Annotated in this window: 15 protein-coding genes and 1 pseudogene; 3 read left to right on the top strand and 13 right to left on the bottom strand. The window is 48.0% G+C overall.

Annotated elements, in window-relative coordinates:
- On the top strand, positions 1-960 hold the full coding sequence (locus tag KI809_RS19845) for a hypothetical protein (RefSeq protein ID WP_214173348.1): 960 nt from the start codon (positions 1-3) through the stop codon (positions 958-960).
- Positions 961-964: 4 nt separating this feature from the next.
- On the opposite strand, the gene KI809_RS19840 is transcribed toward KI809_RS19845, so the two are convergent.
- From KI809_RS19840 to KI809_RS19810, 7 genes are all read right to left on the bottom strand, one after another.
- Complete coding sequence (locus KI809_RS19840) at positions 965-1,975, bottom strand: lipid A deacylase LpxR family protein (protein WP_214173347.1); 1,011 nt, start codon at positions 1,973-1,975, stop codon at positions 965-967.
- Positions 1,972-2,379 carry a peptide-methionine (R)-S-oxide reductase MsrB gene (gene msrB, locus KI809_RS19835; RefSeq protein WP_246559533.1) on the bottom strand — a complete coding sequence of 136 codons (408 nt, stop codon included), beginning with the start codon at positions 2,377-2,379 and terminating at the stop codon, positions 1,972-1,974. Before msrB ends, KI809_RS19840 begins: the two co-directional genes overlap by 4 nt.
- Positions 2,380-2,513: 134 nt before the next feature.
- A complete protein-coding gene (gene coxB, locus KI809_RS19830) occupies positions 2,514-3,428 on the bottom strand; it encodes a cytochrome c oxidase subunit II (protein ID WP_214173345.1) in 915 nt (304 codons plus the stop codon).
- 8 nt (positions 3,429-3,436) lie between these two features.
- Positions 3,437-3,733 (bottom strand): cytochrome C oxidase subunit IV family protein, encoded by a 297-nt coding sequence (locus KI809_RS19825; protein WP_214173344.1) that lies wholly within the window; start codon positions 3,731-3,733, stop codon positions 3,437-3,439.
- Between the two features lie 7 nt (positions 3,734-3,740).
- The gene (locus tag KI809_RS19820) at positions 3,741-4,343 is read right to left on the bottom strand and encodes a cytochrome c oxidase subunit 3 family protein (protein ID WP_214173343.1); all 603 of its coding nucleotides are present in this window, start codon (positions 4,341-4,343) and stop codon (positions 3,741-3,743) included.
- On the bottom strand, positions 4,340-5,965 hold the full coding sequence (gene ctaD, locus KI809_RS19815) for a cytochrome c oxidase subunit I (RefSeq protein WP_214173342.1): 1,626 nt from the start codon (positions 5,963-5,965) through the stop codon (positions 4,340-4,342). Before ctaD ends, KI809_RS19820 begins: the two co-directional genes overlap by 4 nt.
- A gap of 2 nt (positions 5,966-5,967) precedes the next feature.
- Positions 5,968-6,807 (bottom strand): SCO family protein, encoded by an 840-nt coding sequence (locus tag KI809_RS19810; RefSeq protein ID WP_246559532.1) that lies wholly within the window; start codon positions 6,805-6,807, stop codon positions 5,968-5,970.
- A gap of 433 nt (positions 6,808-7,240) precedes the next feature.
- Here KI809_RS19810 and cyoE point away from each other — a divergent pair, with 433 nt between their 5' ends.
- Entirely contained in the window at positions 7,241-8,146 is a 906-nt protein-coding gene (cyoE, locus tag KI809_RS19805; protein WP_214173341.1) for a heme o synthase, read from the top strand.
- Positions 8,147-8,301: 155 nt separating this feature from the next.
- On the opposite strand, the gene dxs is transcribed toward cyoE, so the two are convergent.
- From dxs to xseA, 4 genes are all read right to left on the bottom strand, one after another.
- A complete protein-coding gene (dxs, locus tag KI809_RS19800; protein ID WP_435052265.1) occupies positions 8,302-10,137 on the bottom strand; it encodes a 1-deoxy-D-xylulose-5-phosphate synthase in 1,836 nt (611 codons plus the stop codon).
- Between the two features lie 44 nt (positions 10,138-10,181).
- Positions 10,182-11,072 (bottom strand): polyprenyl synthetase family protein, encoded by an 891-nt coding sequence (locus tag KI809_RS19795; protein WP_214173339.1) that lies wholly within the window; start codon positions 11,070-11,072, stop codon positions 10,182-10,184.
- 38 nt (positions 11,073-11,110) lie between these two features.
- Positions 11,111-11,335, bottom strand: a complete 225-nt coding sequence (locus KI809_RS19790) for an exodeoxyribonuclease VII small subunit (protein WP_214173338.1) — start codon at positions 11,333-11,335, stop codon at positions 11,111-11,113.
- Positions 11,336-11,409: 74 nt separating this feature from the next.
- Positions 11,410-12,753 carry an exodeoxyribonuclease VII large subunit gene (gene xseA, locus KI809_RS19785; RefSeq protein ID WP_214173337.1) on the bottom strand — a complete coding sequence of 448 codons (1,344 nt, stop codon included), beginning with the start codon at positions 12,751-12,753 and terminating at the stop codon, positions 11,410-11,412.
- A gap of 58 nt (positions 12,754-12,811) precedes the next feature.
- On the opposite strand from xseA, the gene KI809_RS19780 reads away from it, so the two are divergent.
- A complete protein-coding gene (locus KI809_RS19780; RefSeq protein ID WP_214173336.1) occupies positions 12,812-14,209 on the top strand; it encodes a ParA family protein in 1,398 nt (465 codons plus the stop codon).
- 10 nt (positions 14,210-14,219) lie between these two features.
- Here the strand turns inward: KI809_RS19780 and KI809_RS19775 are convergent, their stop codons facing one another.
- Together KI809_RS19775 and KI809_RS19770 are read right to left on the bottom strand one after the other, a co-directional pair.
- Positions 14,220-15,161: a divergent polysaccharide deacetylase family protein gene (locus tag KI809_RS19775; protein ID WP_214173335.1), complete on the bottom strand. Its 942-nt coding sequence runs from the start codon at positions 15,159-15,161 to the stop codon at positions 14,220-14,222.
- A gap of 87 nt (positions 15,162-15,248) precedes the next feature.
- A pseudogene (locus tag KI809_RS19770) lies at positions 15,249-16,134 on the bottom strand (hypothetical protein); the annotation flags it as partial.

Genomic DNA, 16,134 nt, shown 5'->3' with positions numbered 1-16,134 from the left:
TTGCCAACAAAACGCAGCATCCTGATAACTCTTGCCATGCTTCTTTTGCCAAGCAGCCACGAAGCAGTTGGTCAGGAGTTCTCCTTACTTGGCGGAGCTGTAAAGAATGCTGATGTGCATGACAGTTCCTACTCATGGCAACTCGAATACAAAGAATCGCTGGGGGCCAATTTCGCCGCCGGCTTCTCTTACCTGAATGAAGGGCACGTCCCAAACCACCATCGCGACGGCCATGCCATCCAGTTATGGGGCAAGACCGACATCCTCGTCCACAGACTTTCACTGGCAACAGGGGTAGGACCGTACTATTATTTTGATACGACCAACAACAGCGGTAATTCTTATAGCAATGAACACGGACTTGGGATCATAGCAAGTGTTGCTGCAACCTGGTACGTCAAAGACTGGCTTTTCCAGTTGCGGACCAATTGGGCCGGCGTTGGTGGCAGCTTTGATACGGTTTCGACGCTGGCAGGTATCGGTTACCGGTTGGATACCTCCCCCGCTTCCCCCGCCATCAGATCAAGCACACCGAATACCGATAACGAAATAACTGCCTATCTGGGACAATCTATTGTAAATAGCTTCAATTCTGAGAGCAACCTTGCCTCAGGCGTGGAATACCGGCGTTCTCTGGTGCAATATATTGATTGGAGTGTCGGGTGGCTCTATGAAGGGAATAACCATCTGGTCAGGCGCAACGGCATTACCTCAGAACTATGGGGCGTCAGGAATTTTTGGGGCGATCGGTTTTCACTCAGCGCTGGTGGCGGCATCTACTTTACCGTCGACCATTATGCCGGCAAGATTTCCCACAAGCCGTTGTCCGGAATTATCACCATGTCCGGCAGCTACAGGCTCCATGGCCCTTGGGGGGTAAGAGCCTCGTGGAACCGCATATTAACTCACTATGACCGGGACGCCGATGTTCTTCTCGGGGGGATAAGCTACTGCTTTTGAGCGGTTAAAAATAGTACGTTACATTTACGGCCCCAAATTGCTCGACTTCTTTTTGCCCATAGAACTCTTTACCAATTAGGTTGTAGGTATACGAGCTCTTTAGTCTGCCGATCAGCAAGGCAACGCCAACCGATCCTGATGGGACAAAGTTGCGCTTCGCAACACTTCTACTGCTTTCGAAGCTATTGCCATCCAAGGTGATATCTCTTGTGACGAAATCAGCCCCTGCCCCACCAAACAGATAAGCCCCCCAGAAATGCTTGTCCCAGAAATTGTCCGGTAACGGAACAGTGCCGATGCCGCGAATAGAAGTATCACCAATGGATTCGGGCAAATTGTACCCAATGCGCAGTTGCAGTTCCAGGTGCCCCTTTGTGAGGTAATTGCCAAGCATGCCCCCACCAATTGGGAACAGCTGAATACCGAAGCCATCACCTCGATGTGCGGTTTCGAATTTATGGCGATACTCGTATTGGAGATCAATAAGCGGTTCATTATGGATCTGATAGTCCCACCCCTGGGGCAGACTGCTCTGGAACAGCTCATGAGATGTTTTTTGTCCGGACTCTCCGAGGGAATACGGGCCGATAACGCCGCCAATAAGTTTTATGGATTGAAGCGAAGAGCTGGTTTGCAGATGTGATGTCAACCCTAGATAAAGGATACCTGCGTATGGCCTGTCTTTGGGGTCAGGCACTTGCAGATGGGTTTCTGTCGGGGTAAACAACAGTTGCGCTATTTCATAGGTTGAGAAGTAACTGCCGCTATCAGTACCGACTATGCTCCAGGAGCCGCCCAAAAAACCTTTGTTATTTCTGGTTATGACAAGGGAACTGCCGGCAGTGTAATTTTCGTCCTTGCCGTAAAAGGCATCATTTTCGACGTTGATGGCTAATGCTGTGTGCGATTGCTCAGCTGCATGAGCATCCGTTCCCAACAGCCCGAGGCAGAGCATAAAAATCAGCGTTAGGTACATTGCCTGAGCAATAGCAGTCTTGTCGGTAGAGTATTTCATTTAGCGGCTTTAAGCTCAGCAAAAGTCATGGCATCCGAATTCATGCAGTAGCGTTGACCGGTCGGTTGCGGCCCATCATCAAAAACATGTCCCAAATGACCGTCGCAACGGGCACAAAGCACCTCTGTTCTCTTCATGAAAAAGCTGTTGTCTGATTTTAACGTTACATTTTCTTTGGCAATCGGTTTAGTGAAACTCGGCCAACCGGTACCAGACTCGAATTTATCATCGGAACTGAAGAGATCCAATCCACACCCGGCACAACGGAATACCCCGCGACCATGAACATTCAGCAGTTTGCCGCTAAAAGCCCGCTCAGTCCCCTTTTCCCGCAAAATGTGGAATTGCGCCGGAGTAAGGAATTTTTTCCATTCGGCCTCAGACTTTATTACCTTTTCAGACATGACGTATCTCCCTTCTGTGACAGAAAAGATTTTAAGAGCCGAAGGACCGCTTTTACCGGAATAACCAGTTGTTGGGTTACAGGCAAATAATCCGGTGAAAAGGAGAACCGTTGATATCATGGAGTATCTCATTTCTAATCCTCGCCAATACTTTTTATTAACTCCACTATTGCTTCAAGCTCATCTTCCTTTAGGTCAGGATTTTTTGGCATTATCGGCTGATACCCCTTGACAATATCGGCCTCCGGCTTCTCAATTGAGCGTTTAAGATACTCTTCATCCACAATGATACTCCTCTCCTTCCCATTGGTAATGACTGCCTGCCGCTTCCCCCAAAGTCCCTTGAATGTTGGCCCGACAACCTCTGTACCGTCGAGCGAGTGACAACCGAGACAACCATATTTCTCAAGGAGCTTAATGCCGGGTGTCTTGGAAGCTTCCGGTTCCGGACTCTCCAGCCATTGGTTGAACCTGTCTTCGGCAACAGCCTCAACAGTTGTCGTCATTTTATAGTGTTCGGTGCCGCAATAAACCGAGCAGAAAAGATCATACGACCCTTTTTGCGATGCTACGAACCAGACATGATTCTTCATCCCTGGGACAATGTCGCGTTTAACCCTAAAGGCCGGCAGATAAAACCCATGAATAACGTCCATGGAAACCAAGTTAACCAGGACAGGCCTGCCAGCAGGAACATAGAGCTTTTTGCTGGACTTCCCGTTTGCATAAGAAAAACTCCATGACCACATCCTGGCAGTTGCAGTTACTGTCAATGCGCCTTTGGGTACATTACGCAGCGCAAGATAACCGGCCCAGCCGTAGTAAAACATTGCCATTACCAGCAGTGTTGGAACGGCAGTCCAGAGAACCTCAAGCCAGAGATTACTTGCCTGCAGCGACGTCGGTTGGGGAGCGCGTGAACGGTGATAACGAAAAACAAACCAGAACATCACCGCTGAGATCCCTGCAAATAAAAGAATACACACCACGTAGATAAACTTGAATACCGGATCAACCGCCTGATTTGTCGTCAGCAGATATGGGTCCACATCAACTCCTAGCGGTATGCAAGATCAAAGAATGTGAAACCGATAAACACTGCCAGGGTGAGCAGGGCAACAAATAACAACCAGCGAAGCAGACGACCCTCGAAGCTCATGTGCATGAAGAAGGCGATCACTAAGCCTCCTTTAGCAACAGCGATAGCAAGTGACCCCAGGATATGCCCTACGCCCAGGTCCTGTCGAGATACCCATACTGTCAATCCTGTCAGGATCATCAGGGTAAGCCATACCATCATCAGAACTTTATAACTGATAACATGAACGCCGGTTTCATGTTTTTCTAAAGCCATAAGACCCTCAGAGAACCAGATAATAAAGGGGGAAAATGAATATCCAGATCAAGTCCACCAGGTGCCAGTAGAGAGCTGAGTTTTCCAGCAGAACATAATTACCGGCATGAATGGTGCCGTGGCTGACCTTCACAGATACCAACGTCAGCAAAACGATACCTATCAGTACATGCAATCCGTGAAGACCTGTTGTCAGGTAATAAAGACTGAAATAGAGCGCCTCCCCCATCGGACCCGTAGCGAGCCGTGGAGAATTTGGGTAAAAGCCGCTGTTGATTTCGGAACTCCATTCAAAGTACTTATTCACAAGAAAGATTATGGCGCAAAAGATCGTAGCCCCGAGCATTATCAGAGCTTTCCGCTGCTCTCTCAACTGAACAGCGGTAAGTGACATTGCCGCTAGCATGCTGCTGGTGATGAGAACCAGGGTGTTAGCGAAACCGAATGCCAACTGCATCTCGTGACCGGCAGAGGCGAACTCGTGGGGATACTGGGAAAGATATGCGGCATAAAGCAGAAACAACCCTCCGAAAAGAAGTATTTCCGTAAACAGAAAGAGCCATATTCCGAGCTTGGCCCCGGCATAGCGATTTTCATCTCGTTGAATCATGGAACTCCTGCCCCATTAAAATCATACGGACCATGGGTAACTACCGGTTCCTGTTCAAAGTTTTCCGTCACCGGCGGCGATTGTGTGGTCCATTCAAGCGTGGCCCCACCCCAAGGATTTCTGCCGATAGGCTCACCCTTTAGAAGACCTCGGCTCAGATTGACCAGCATTAAGGCAAGCCCGGTCGCAAGAATCCAACTGCCAAAGGTTGATAACTGGTTCAGATGCGTGAATTCAGGAAGATAGTCATAATAGCGCCGCGGCATTCCTTTCAACCCAAGAAGTATCATCGGGAAATAGGTGATATTGAAACCGACAAACAATAATCCCCAGGCAACAACAGCCGGTTTTTCGGCATAAGTGCGACCGTAGAACTTGGGAAGCCAGTAATGCATGGCACTGAAAAACGCAAAGCCAGCGCCGCCAAATATGACATAGTGAAAATGACCGACAACAAACTGGGTGTCATGGACATGAATATTGGTAGCTGCGGCTCCTTGCAAAAGGCCTGTCAGACCACCTATAGAAAACAATAGTATGAAACTTAGCGCAAAAAGCATGGGCGCTTCAAGAGATATGGATCCTTTGTAAAGTGTTGCTACCCAGTTGAAGACCTTGATCGCCGAAGGGATGGCAACGACAAAGGTGAGAAATGAGAAGACAAGTATTGCCGTGTCGCTCATGCCGCTGGTAAACATGTGATGAGCCCAAACCAGCGAGCCTGCTCCAGCAATTGCCAGACTTGAAAATGCAATCATCTTGTAGCCAAATATCGGCTTGCGGGCAAAAACCGGAAAGATTTCGGAGATAACCCCCATACCTGGCAAAATCATTATATATACGGCAGGATGGGAATAGATCCAAAACAGGTGCTGGTATAGTATCGGATCTCCGCCTCGTGCCGGATCAAAAAGCCCTGTACCGAGAAGACGTTCCGCGACGATCAGAAGCAACGTGATCCCGAGGACCGGCGTGGCAAGAATCTGTACCCAGGCGGTAGCGTAAACAGACCAGACAAAGAGCGGCAATCGCCCCCATTGCATGCCATCTGCTCGCAGGCGGTGAATTGTCGTTACGAAATTGATTCCGGTGAGAATCGAGGAAAACCCGACGATAAAGACGCCGAACACGGCAAGAGAGACATTAGTGCCGGTTTTGACACTAAACGGCACATAAAAGGTCCAACCGGTATCTGGTGGGCCACCTCCGGTGAACAGAGAAAAAATAATAGTGACCGCGCCTATTAGGTACAGCCACCAAGAAAAAAGGTTGAGGCGTGGGAAGGCAACGTCGCTTGCCCCGATCTGAATCGGCATCACCAGGTTGCCGAAAGCCCCGGGAAAACCGGGAATGATGAAAAGAAAAATCATCAGCACGCCATGAACCGTAAAAAGGGCGTTATAAGTCACTGGCCCCATTATTGTCCGGCCAGGCGCGATCAATTCTATCTTCAGGAGGAGTCCGATCGTGACTGCTACCAGAAAAAATGAGAGAACAGAATAAAGGTAGAGGAGTCCGATCCTTTTATGGTCTGTGGAAAAAACCCAGGCAGAGATTCCTGTTTTACCGGTATCATTCCAGAAACTGAGTTTCTGATGAGCCAAATCATCACAATGTTGCATGGTCACCCCGTCTTACCTTTGTCCCGTTTTTTACCCCACAGGACTAAAAATGCCAGAAATCCTCCAGATGTAAGGATAACTGCTGTAGCGCTAACTCTCAAAAGGTTAAAGACATAGCTCTTTTTCTCAGGGTCAAAACTGAAACAGTACCCAACAATCCTTTTTACCGTCTCGCCGATCTTTCCCTCTCTGGCCTCAAGAATTGCCAGAGAAAGGTCCTTGGAGAGGAAATTAGTACCATACAGATAGCGAACGATAGTGCCATCACGGGCAACCACAATAGATACCACAGGATGAACGAATTCGTGCTCTTTCCGCTCAAAATGATAGCCTGCGGCATCTGTCAGTTTGATGATATTATCACGGTCACCGGTCAGGAAACGCCAACCATCTTCAGGAAATGGCTTATTCATCGACGACAGGTAGGTTTTCTTGTATTTCAAAGCCAATTCCGGAGTTTCGGTCTCGTCAAAACTGATCGAGAGGACGCGATAATCCGAACCCGGCTTAAAATTAACATCCGGCAGCGCCTTAGCCAGTCCTCCCTGGAGAAAGTTACACACATTGCTACAACTGTAATACACAGGGAGAATAATGGACGGTGCTGTTATCAATTCCGTCAGCCGAACAGACTTGCCGTACTCGTCCCGAAATGTCAGTCCAAGGGGGATTTTATAGCCCAGACGCTCTTCAAGACTGATTCCTTTGGAAGTTGTCACCTCTCCAGAGAGCGGTTCTGCAGTGTGAGCTGACACGATGACGGCATCCAATGGCATTATGAATAACAACACCGTCACAACCGTTTGCCAAAAGCGCTTCAGTTCTGCAGTGAAATATGGCATTAAGAATTGCCTCAGATAGAATGCAACAATTATTTCCCCTGATTCATACTTCATGCCTGATCATGTCCCCAGCTTTAACTCGTTGATTTTCAGGGTATACTCTAGACGTTCCTGTTCTAAAGCCTGAGTAACACCCGCAATAATTAACAATAACATCAAGCAGTTGGCATAACTCACCCATATATTATTCACTCAATGGCAGACACTGGCGCAGCTGAAATATTTTTTGCAGATGCAAATAGAGTGTACTACCAATTTGTCTACTTTAAAAATCATGCAACGTAATGTTTTATGCAAACGTTCAGACAACAATAATTGCCATTTACAGTGAACCTCACCTCTAAAAAATAACGTAAACTAGTATAGATTTATTATTTCAAGCAAGGCATGGTTGCTGCTTAAACGAGGGGAAGAATAGGTAAGGGGCAACAAAATGCAGATATCGTCGGAGTCATATGGTGACTCATCAGTCGTTGTCTCTGAGATGCATCAGTGTGAAGCAATGTTGCTACTCGCAAAACCTGGGATTGTTTGCGCGGAGACCCTGTCAGCATTTACTGCAATGGTTATGGCATCTTCCCAGTTGCACTCGTTTGTTCTTGAAGCTTACGGGATCATCTGTATCGTTCTGGCCGCGACCGGTGCAGCCATGGCGAATTCGGTTCTTGAAAGCAATACCGATCGACAGATGGTTCGCCTGAAGCGAAGATGTCGCGCCCTTGAAGTGGTAGGAAGTGTTAAGGCCACAGTTATTGCTCTCGCATTAATCTCATCAGCCCTTATCATCGCTGCAACGTTTGTGAATATGCTGACGACAACGCTGCTGATTGCGGCGGCAGCAACATATTTATTGCTATATACCTCATGGCTTAAAAAGAGTTCCTGCTGGGGAGTGGCCGCAGGTGCAATTCCCGGGGCTTTACCACCTCTCATTGGCTCAGCAGCTGTCACAGGTCACGTTTCAGCCCCCTCTCTCATGCTTGCTTTCTTGATTTTTGTATGGCAACTCCCACACTTCTGGTTTCTAGCATTGCAGCATTTGGATGATTATCGTCAGGCTACTATTCCGGTTCTCCCTGTAACCCATGGTATTAATCTAACAAAAGCATTGAGCTTACTCTGCGTAGTGCTTTTGACCCCTATATCATTGACCTTCTATATCACTGGCTATAACTCAGTTGAGTATGCAGTTGTTGCGTGCATTGTAGGCAGCGCTTTTTTGGTAATCTGCATGGTCGACATATTCCGCTTGCAGGTTCAAGCACAAGCGTATCATGCATCTATTGCCTACCTGGCAGTTATCCTTGTGGCTCTTATTTGTGATTGTTACGTAGGCTAAAGAAAGGGTTTAGAGGGCTTTAGTGAGGGTGTTGGTAGAGTAAATAAGCCCCATCTGTTAATCCGGCAAGAAAAAGAACAGATGGGGCTACACGGAAGGAAGGAACCATGCCCCTAAAGTATTACAAAGTTGTAACCAGCTGTCAAATAATAATTTTATAATTTAAGCGCTTTTTTTATGGTTGCCTCAAGTCCAGCTTCATCTAAGCCATACCGTGATTTCAATTCTGCTTGCTCACCCTGTTCAATAAAACGATCAGGATAGCCGATACGAATGACCCTGATACCTGAAAATCCACTTTCTTCGATCAGCTCTAGAATTGATGAGCCAAAACCACCTTGAATGGCATTCTCTTCGGCAGTGAATACTGGCCCATTGGTAGTACGAATCAAATCGATAATTAACTCCGAGTCTAACGGCTTAATAAAACGTGCATTTACCACTGCTAGATTCATCCCCTCCTTGGCGAGAGCTTCAGCAACGGCAAAACAAGGAGAAACCATGGTACCCACCGCAAGTATTAACCCATCCGTACCACTGCGAAGCAGTTCGGACTTACCGATGGGTAGTGTTCGTAATTGCTGGTCAAGCGGCACGCCTAATCCGTTGCCACGAGGATAGCGTACTGCTGAAGGGCCCTCATAATTAACTGAGGTGAAAAGCATATGCTGCAGTTCGTTTTCGTCTTTTGGCGCCATAACTACCATGTTGGGCAAGTGACGCAGAAAAGACAGATCAAACACCCCATGGTGGGTGGGGCCGTCACTACCAACAACCCCGGCACGATCAATTGCAAAAGTTACCGGCAAATTTTGCAAGCAGACATCGTGAAATATCTGATCATAGGCTCGCTGCAAAAAAGATGAATAAACAGCAAATACCGGCCGCAAACCTTTTGCGGCAATACCTGCAGCAAAGGTAACGCCATGTTGCTCTGCAATACCTACATCAAAAAAGCGTTCGGGGAACTCTTTGGCAAATGGAGAAAGCCCAGTCCCATCAGGCATTGCGGCAGTAATAGCAACCAATCGCTCATCCTCAGAGGCAATCTTCCGGATGACATCGCCAAAAATGCCGGTATAAGACGCAGCGCCCCCCTTCCCTTTAATAACCTTTCCGGTCGCAATATCAAAAGGGCCCACGCCATGGAACAATGAAGGGTTCTTTTCTGCAGGCGGGTAACCTTTCCCTTTTTTGGTAACAACATGGATTAATACTGCATCATCGAAACGCTTGACCTTCTCGAAGGTCTCGGTGAGCAATTCCACATCATGACCATCAATAGGCCCGATGTATTCAAATCCAAAGGCCTCAAAGAGCATGCCTGGCGTGAATAACCCTTTTAGCGACTCTTCAGCCCTCTTCGCAACTTTCAACACACTGTGGCCTACACTGTCTAGACCTTCCAGAAAAGATTCGAGATCCTTTTTGATTTTGTGGACAAATTCATTGGTTATCGTTCTTGATAAGAAATTTGAAAGAGCCCCCACATTCTCGGCAATGGACATCTCGTTATCATTGAGGATGACAACCAGATCCTTATTCAAGTGCCCGGCATGATTTAGCCCTTCATAGGCAATCCCACCAGTCATTGATCCGTCGCCGATAACGGCAATTACCTTGTTTGTTCCTTTGAGCAAGTCACGAGCCACCGCCATGCCGGTAGCTGCAGAAATCGAGGTTGAAGAGTGCCCTACGTCAAAATGATCATGTTCCGACTCCGCCCTTTTCGGAAAGCCACTAATGCCGTCCAAAGTGCGCAGCGTGTGAAAAGAGTCTTTTCTGCCGGTGATGAGCTTGTGGGCATAGGCCTGATGTCCGACATCCCATATAATGCGATCTTTCGCAGTGTCGAATATACGGTGCAGGGCAAGGGTCAACTCAACAACCCCGAGGCTTGGAGCAAGATGACCACCGTTTTTCGAACAGGTCTCAATAATCTCGGTGCGAAGTTCCGCAGCTAAGGTTACCAGTTCAGGGTGCGAAAGCATTTTAATAGCTTTCGGATCTGTTATTCTGTCGATAATTCTATTATTCATGATTTCCGCGCAACGATATAGCGTGCGATCTCTCTGAGAGGATCGGCATTGTTGTTAAACATCTCCAGAGATGTCAAAGCCATCTCGACCAATTCGGTTGCTCTACTCTTGGCAGAGGTCAAGCCGATAACCGCCGGGTAGGTCGCTTTACCTCGTGCCTGATCACTGCCAGCATCTTTGCCGATCTCCTCGGTAGTTCCTTCGATATCGAGGATGTCGTCAGCGATCTGAAATGCCAGACCAATGGCTTCGCCATAGCGGGTCAATGCGGCAAGCTCCTCGTCAGAAGCTCCTCCCAGGATTGCGCCAGCCTTTACGGCTGCCTTCATCAAAGCACCGGTCTTGTGCGTGTGAATATATTGAACCGTTGCCAGATCAATGTCACTTTTACCTTCACTCTCCATATCAACAACCTGCCCACCAACCATGCCATGGGAGCCGGCACAGAAGGCAATTTCACGAATCACGGCAAGCATTTTTGCGGCATCAATCTTTAAGTATTCAGGGTTTGAGAGTAAGACAAAAGCTTCGGTAAGAAGTGCATCACCTGCAAGAATAGCTACCGCCTCGCCATAGACCTTGTGATTGGTAGGCCGGCCCCGGCGGAAATCGTCGTCATCCATTGCCGGTAGGTCATCGTGAATAAGTGAATAAGTGTGAATCATCTCCATTGCGCATGCAGCAGGCATGGCAGCTTCGTGGTCCCCTCCGACGGCATCACAGGCAGCAAGCAATAAAACAGGCCTAATTCTCTTGCCTCCAGCGAATATCGAGTATCGCATGGCTGAATGCAGAGAGGCCGGGAGCTCGTCCTCAGGGGGGAGAAATCTATCCAGTGCCGTGTCGATGATAGCGCATCGGTCTTTAATGTATTCCTTAAGATTCATGAAGGTCTCTTTCCAAATGTTAATCCGTAAAAACCGGTTTACTCAGACGGGTTGAATGGTTCGGTGTGAAATGTGCCGTCCTTATGCTTAAGCAATATTTCTATTTTCTTTTCTGCCTCATGCAGTTTTTTGTTGCAGATGGCGGCGTGCTTTACCCCTTCCTCAAAGGCCTTGAGCGCTTCGTCCAGGGTAAGTTCACCACTTTCGAGACGATTTACAACGTCTTCCAGCTTAGCAAGGGATGTTTCAAACTTTTCCGCCATTCTTGCTCCGATCAAAATAAGCAGCCATTATACTGATTACGCAATCCCAGTCAAGAAATCGCGGAATTTTGACGTTAATCCGAGGTGGTTTGCTCAACAATGCATTGAGCTTTACCATGGGCGAATTGCACACCAATATGATCTCCGGAAGTGATCTGGGAGCTGTCACGAATCAACCGTCCGTCTGAGATGCGAAAAGCCATTGAATAGCCTCTGGCTAACGTTGCCAGGGGAGATAAATTATCAAGAGCTGTGCTCTTCATCATCACGGATTTCTTGAAACGCTCCATCAGGTTGGTAGCAGCCCTTCCCTGCCGCAGATAAAGGGATTGCACCAGTGCTCCATACGTAAAAACAAGTTTTTGTGGGTTCACTGCGGAAAGCCTGCCCAAAAGTAGTGCAAGCTTCTGCCCACGCAGATCAGTCTGTTTAGTTATTGATGCATTAAGCCGTTCCAGCAGGTAATCGTTTTTTTGATAAAGCGTGTCGATCAAAGATGAAGGATCTCTTAACCCTTTGCAGAGCGCCAGAACCTCTCCTCTAGATTCTCTGAGGATCAAATTAATAACTCTATTGAGTCGGAATAGCTGGGTCGTTAATTTTTCGGACAATTCTGCTTTTGTGGCAATAACCAGCTCTGCTGCTGCAGAAGGCGTGGGAGCTCGAAGATCGGCAGCCAGATCAGAGATGGTAATATCCACTTCGTGACCTACTGCCGAGATTAATGGGATTTTTGATTCAGCTATTGCCCTGGCAACGACCTCTTCATTAAACGCCCAAAGATCCTCGATTGAACCGCCTCCGCGGCCAACGATAATGACATCGACTTTGCCGTACCTGTTGAAATCGCGGATTGCCGAGGCAATTTCTGCCGCTGCCCCCTCACCTTGGACCCGTACTGGATTCAGAAGTAGGTGAATATTACTGAAGCGCCTGTCTAGGACGTGCAGGATATCGTGAATTGCTGCCCCAGTGGGGGAGGTAACGATACCAACCCGTTGCGGAAGCCTGGGGACTGGTTTCTTCCGGGCTTCAGAGAATAATCCCTCTTTATGTAACCGTTCTTTTAGTTGGAGAAAAGAGAGTTGTAATGCGCCGATCCCTTTCGGTTCCACATACTCCGTAATAAGTTGATATTCACCCCTGGGGGCAAAGACTGAAACCCGCCCACGAGCGATGAGTTGCATGCCATCGGTAATTTTGAATTTGAGAATCCGCGCAGACGCCCTGAATATGACTGCCCTGACCTGAGCATTAGCGTCTTTCAGTGTAAAGTAGATATGACCTGATGTTGGTGTGGATAAATTAGAGACCTCACCCTCTATCCAGACATGATCAAAATTCTCCTCAAGAATGCCTGAAACGAGATTTGTAAATTGGGTAACGGTAAGAATCCGCTTTCCTGTAAACAGATCCACTCTGCCTCCACTGGTCATTCATGTTGACCGGGCAACACTATCATATTATTATGCCGGCATGCAAAATTATCCATTCGTGATTACAATATGTTCCGAAAAGGGGGGCGTTGGCAAAACAACGCTTGCCACCAACCTGGCGATCTTCCTGAAAGCACTGAATGAAGAACTCCATGTCTCAGTTTTCTCGTTCGACAACCATTTTACCGTTGACAGGATGTTTGCGCTCCCAGGGCATCAAACGACAAATACCGTGGCAGATCTCCTGAGAGGCGTCACTGGCGGGGATCTGCTTTACACCGGTCAGTATGGTGTCAGTTATATCCCGTCATCCAATGAACTTTCAGAGATGAGAGGGTCCATCCAGGGACCAATGGCCCTAGCCAAAATGATGGCAAGCTCCGGTATCCCGGGAGTTGTCATCATCGACACGCGCCCGGAACTCGACATCCTCACCCAGAATGCTCTTTACGCTGCTGACCAGGTTTTTATCCCGGTCAAAGATATGGCCTCGCTGGAAAACTGTAAAAACATCTTTGCACTGTTTGACAGCCGTGGACTTGATAAAAAGAGTCTGTCGCTGATCCCATGCTTGGTTGATTCCAGAATCAAATTCGACGGCATGTTCCGCGATCAGCGCACCCTGCTCAAGGCTTACGCGATTAATCGCGGTTATCGCTGCTTAGATACGTATATTTCCAAAAGCCCAAAGGTCGACAGCCTCAACACCAATCCTGACGGTAAGATATACCCTGTGTTGACTCATGCCAGGGGCACTGATGTTTACGGCCAGTTCACCATGATCGCGAAACAGGTTCTATCTACTATTGCCCAAACCCCTGAACCGCGCGCTCTTCAATTCAGCAGATGGATGAAATCTGAGGAAGAGCGGCGTAATGCGGCATACATGAGCAGACGAGCAACAATAAGGTTAAATTGCCCGGTTTGCAACAGAGCGTTGGTCGATTCCGGACGTAGCACCCCACCGTCGCATTTCTTTGAAAACCTTGATGGCTCGATACGCGGCTTTTTCCACAAGGAATGCTTTTCAGGCCTGATCATGGCGCTGTTCAATCCCAATGGCAATGTTACCTCAGCAAAAGATCCTTTCCAGCAACTGCTTGCCAAAGCCATAGTCTCATCAACGTTTATTTTTAGGCCGGTAACTGTCGGATCTTCGTCGCAAGTTGAGGTAATCGTAAATGATAAGGATGGCCGGCAACTGATCCGTCAATTGTTTGCATCCGGGGATTACGCTGATAGCTTTATGAACATGCGAGAAGGAAGCCTTTTCAGGCTGCTTGAGGATACTCTAGGCCAGCAGACATCGGCACAATATGGCACGGTATTGGTAGTGCAGCCGGTTGCCGACCAAGATCACGAAGCAATTCTCAAGGAGGATGATTACCGGAAGTTTCGAAAAATCAAGCAGCAGATCGCAGCTGAGATCCGTGTATAGGAGGATATCGCTACCGGACTAAATCTCCTGCCGGAACAAAGATTATCCCCTCTTTTTTCAATCGAGGAAGATGTATGGCAAGTGCTTGAATTGTAGTCTTATGCGGATGGCAAATCCCTATGGCACTCCCCTTTTTCCGGGCCAATGCCGCCAGTTGTTCAAGTTGTGCAGTTATCGCAGGCACATCCTGGGTGTTGTCCAGAAAGACATTCCTTCCTGCTGCATAGACTTCCATAGATCTGGCCAGCGAAAGGCCTACCGAGTCCGGGGTTGTCCGGCTGTCGACAAAGAACAAGGAACGGGCCTTCAGCTGATTTAACACCAGCCGCATTTTTTGATCGTCTTCGGAAAACCTTGACCCCATATGATTATTGGCTCCTGCAGCATGGGGCACCTGCTTGAAATAAGAACCAAGCCTCTTCTCGATTTCTGCATCAGTTTGCGACAACAGAATCCCATTTTCTTCAAGCCGCTGTTTTGGGTATCCCTTTGGTTCCATAGGGATATGGATCATGACTTGATATCCCCGCTCACTGGCGAGCTTGTCAACCTCCCTCACTTTTGGCAATCCCGGTATCAGCGAAAAGGTTAACGGGACGTTTATTGCCATCAGGGCCTTTGCCTCTTGCAGATTCGTGCCCATATCATCGACAATAATTGCAACAGTCCCTACAGATACCGGTTTCTTTTTGTGCTGCGGCTTATGCTCCGGCATTGCCGAAGTATAAGGTTGCAGCTCGATTTGGTTGTATGACTGCCTTGCAGGGAGTTTATGACGTTCTTCCTGAGCAATCGGGGGCTTTTGCTCAAGAACCCGTGAGGTTGTGCTTTTCAACCACTCCAATAAAACCAGGATGGCGCAGAGGATAACTGCCACCACAATCAGGGTTATGATTGGTCGATTGCCTGTACTTGTTTTGCGCCGGTTTGGTCTGTTTTTCTTGACTGCCATTAACTTTTCCCTATTTACAACTTACATAAACAAACAGCCCTCGGAATACTCCGAAAGCTGTTTATTTATGAAATCAAAGAAGATTGATTACTTAACGGTTTTCTGTACCGGTTTTTCCACAGCCTCTTTCTTGGGTTGGGTCTTCACATCATCCGATTTCGTCGGCGCCGCTTTTGTCTTTGGTGCCTGAACGAGATAGTTTGCGATGAAAATGTAGTCATCAATGTAATCTACCAGCTTATCCCCGTTAAGATCCTGCGACAGGTCAGGTTTTGCTGCCTCGGGCCGCGTCAGGAACTGAATCAGGTCGCTTTCGGTAAGCTTATTAAACGGCTTGCCATTATAAGTTTCCAGGAGCGGAGCAACGTTAAGTGGAATATCAGTCGTTACGTCATCGAGGAAATAGGAAAGGGTTGCCTGATATACTCCTTTTTTCGGCTTCAACTCGACAACCCAATTATCCTCGACGATTTTGGGGAACGATGCCATCTGCGCTTCCTTGCTGATAGCGAAATTAGGCGAAGCAGAGGCCGAAGCATCAACAGGAATAGTAATTTTAAGGGTGCTCTTGCCGTCAACAAGGAATATTGGCGGCTGTTGCGTATAGCCCTTTGCTGGAGCGGCAAACAGCGCCAGCAACCCCTTCCGTTCCCCCTTGTACTCCTTGAAAAGATTCAGGATTGAAGTGGCGCTGACAAATTGAGCCTTTTTCTCCTTCTTGGTTTCTGTTGCCGTCTTTTCAGGCTCGTTTATCGTGCGCTCGGATTCAGCAGCTGTCTGCGAAGGAGCAGCTCGCGGAGGCTCAACGTTTGCGTCAGCCGGTTTAGGCTGATCCTTGCGATCAACTGGAGTGGGATTGTCCGATTGCATGGAGACACTACCAAGCCAAGCACCGCTTCCGCTAGTTCCGCTAGTTCCGCTAGTTCCGCTAGTTCCGCTAGTTCCGCTAGTTCCGCTAGTTCCGCTAGTTCCG

It is taken from the genome of Geoanaerobacter pelophilus, assembly GCF_018476885.1.
GTDB lineage: Bacteria > Desulfobacterota > Desulfuromonadia > Geobacterales > DSM-12255 > Geoanaerobacter > Geoanaerobacter pelophilus.
Note: the sequence above shows the minus strand (reverse complement) of the source record. Positions and strands in the feature narration are given on the sequence as shown.

Coding starts and splice junctions, on each gene's coding strand:
- KI809_RS19825 (WP_214173344.1), bottom strand. CDS start 3,733: ATGGCTTTAGAAAAACATGAAACCGGCGTTCATGTTATCAGTTATAAA.
- KI809_RS19840 (WP_214173347.1), bottom strand. CDS start 1,975: ATGAAATACTCTACCGACAAGACTGCTATTGCTCAGGCAATGTACCTA.
- KI809_RS19820 (WP_214173343.1), bottom strand. CDS start 4,343: ATGATTCAACGAGATGAAAATCGCTATGCCGGGGCCAAGCTCGGAATA.
- msrB (WP_246559533.1), bottom strand. CDS start 2,379: ATGTCTGAAAAGGTAATAAAGTCTGAGGCCGAATGGAAAAAATTCCTT.
- cyoE (WP_214173341.1), top strand. CDS start 7,241: ATGCAGATATCGTCGGAGTCATATGGTGACTCATCAGTCGTTGTCTCT.
- KI809_RS19775 (WP_214173335.1), bottom strand. CDS start 15,161: ATGGCAGTCAAGAAAAACAGACCAAACCGGCGCAAAACAAGTACAGGC.
- ctaD (WP_214173342.1), bottom strand. CDS start 5,965: ATGCAACATTGTGATGATTTGGCTCATCAGAAACTCAGTTTCTGGAAT.
- KI809_RS19780 (WP_214173336.1), top strand. CDS start 12,812: ATGCAAAATTATCCATTCGTGATTACAATATGTTCCGAAAAGGGGGGC.
- KI809_RS19790 (WP_214173338.1), bottom strand. CDS start 11,335: ATGGCGGAAAAGTTTGAAACATCCCTTGCTAAGCTGGAAGACGTTGTA.
- KI809_RS19795 (WP_214173339.1), bottom strand. CDS start 11,072: ATGAATCTTAAGGAATACATTAAAGACCGATGCGCTATCATCGACACG.
- dxs (WP_435052265.1), bottom strand. CDS start 10,137: ATGCTTTCGCACCCTGAACTGGTAACCTTAGCTGCGGAACTTCGCACC.
- KI809_RS19810 (WP_246559532.1), bottom strand. CDS start 6,807: ATGCCATATTTCACTGCAGAACTGAAGCGCTTTTGGCAAACGGTTGTG.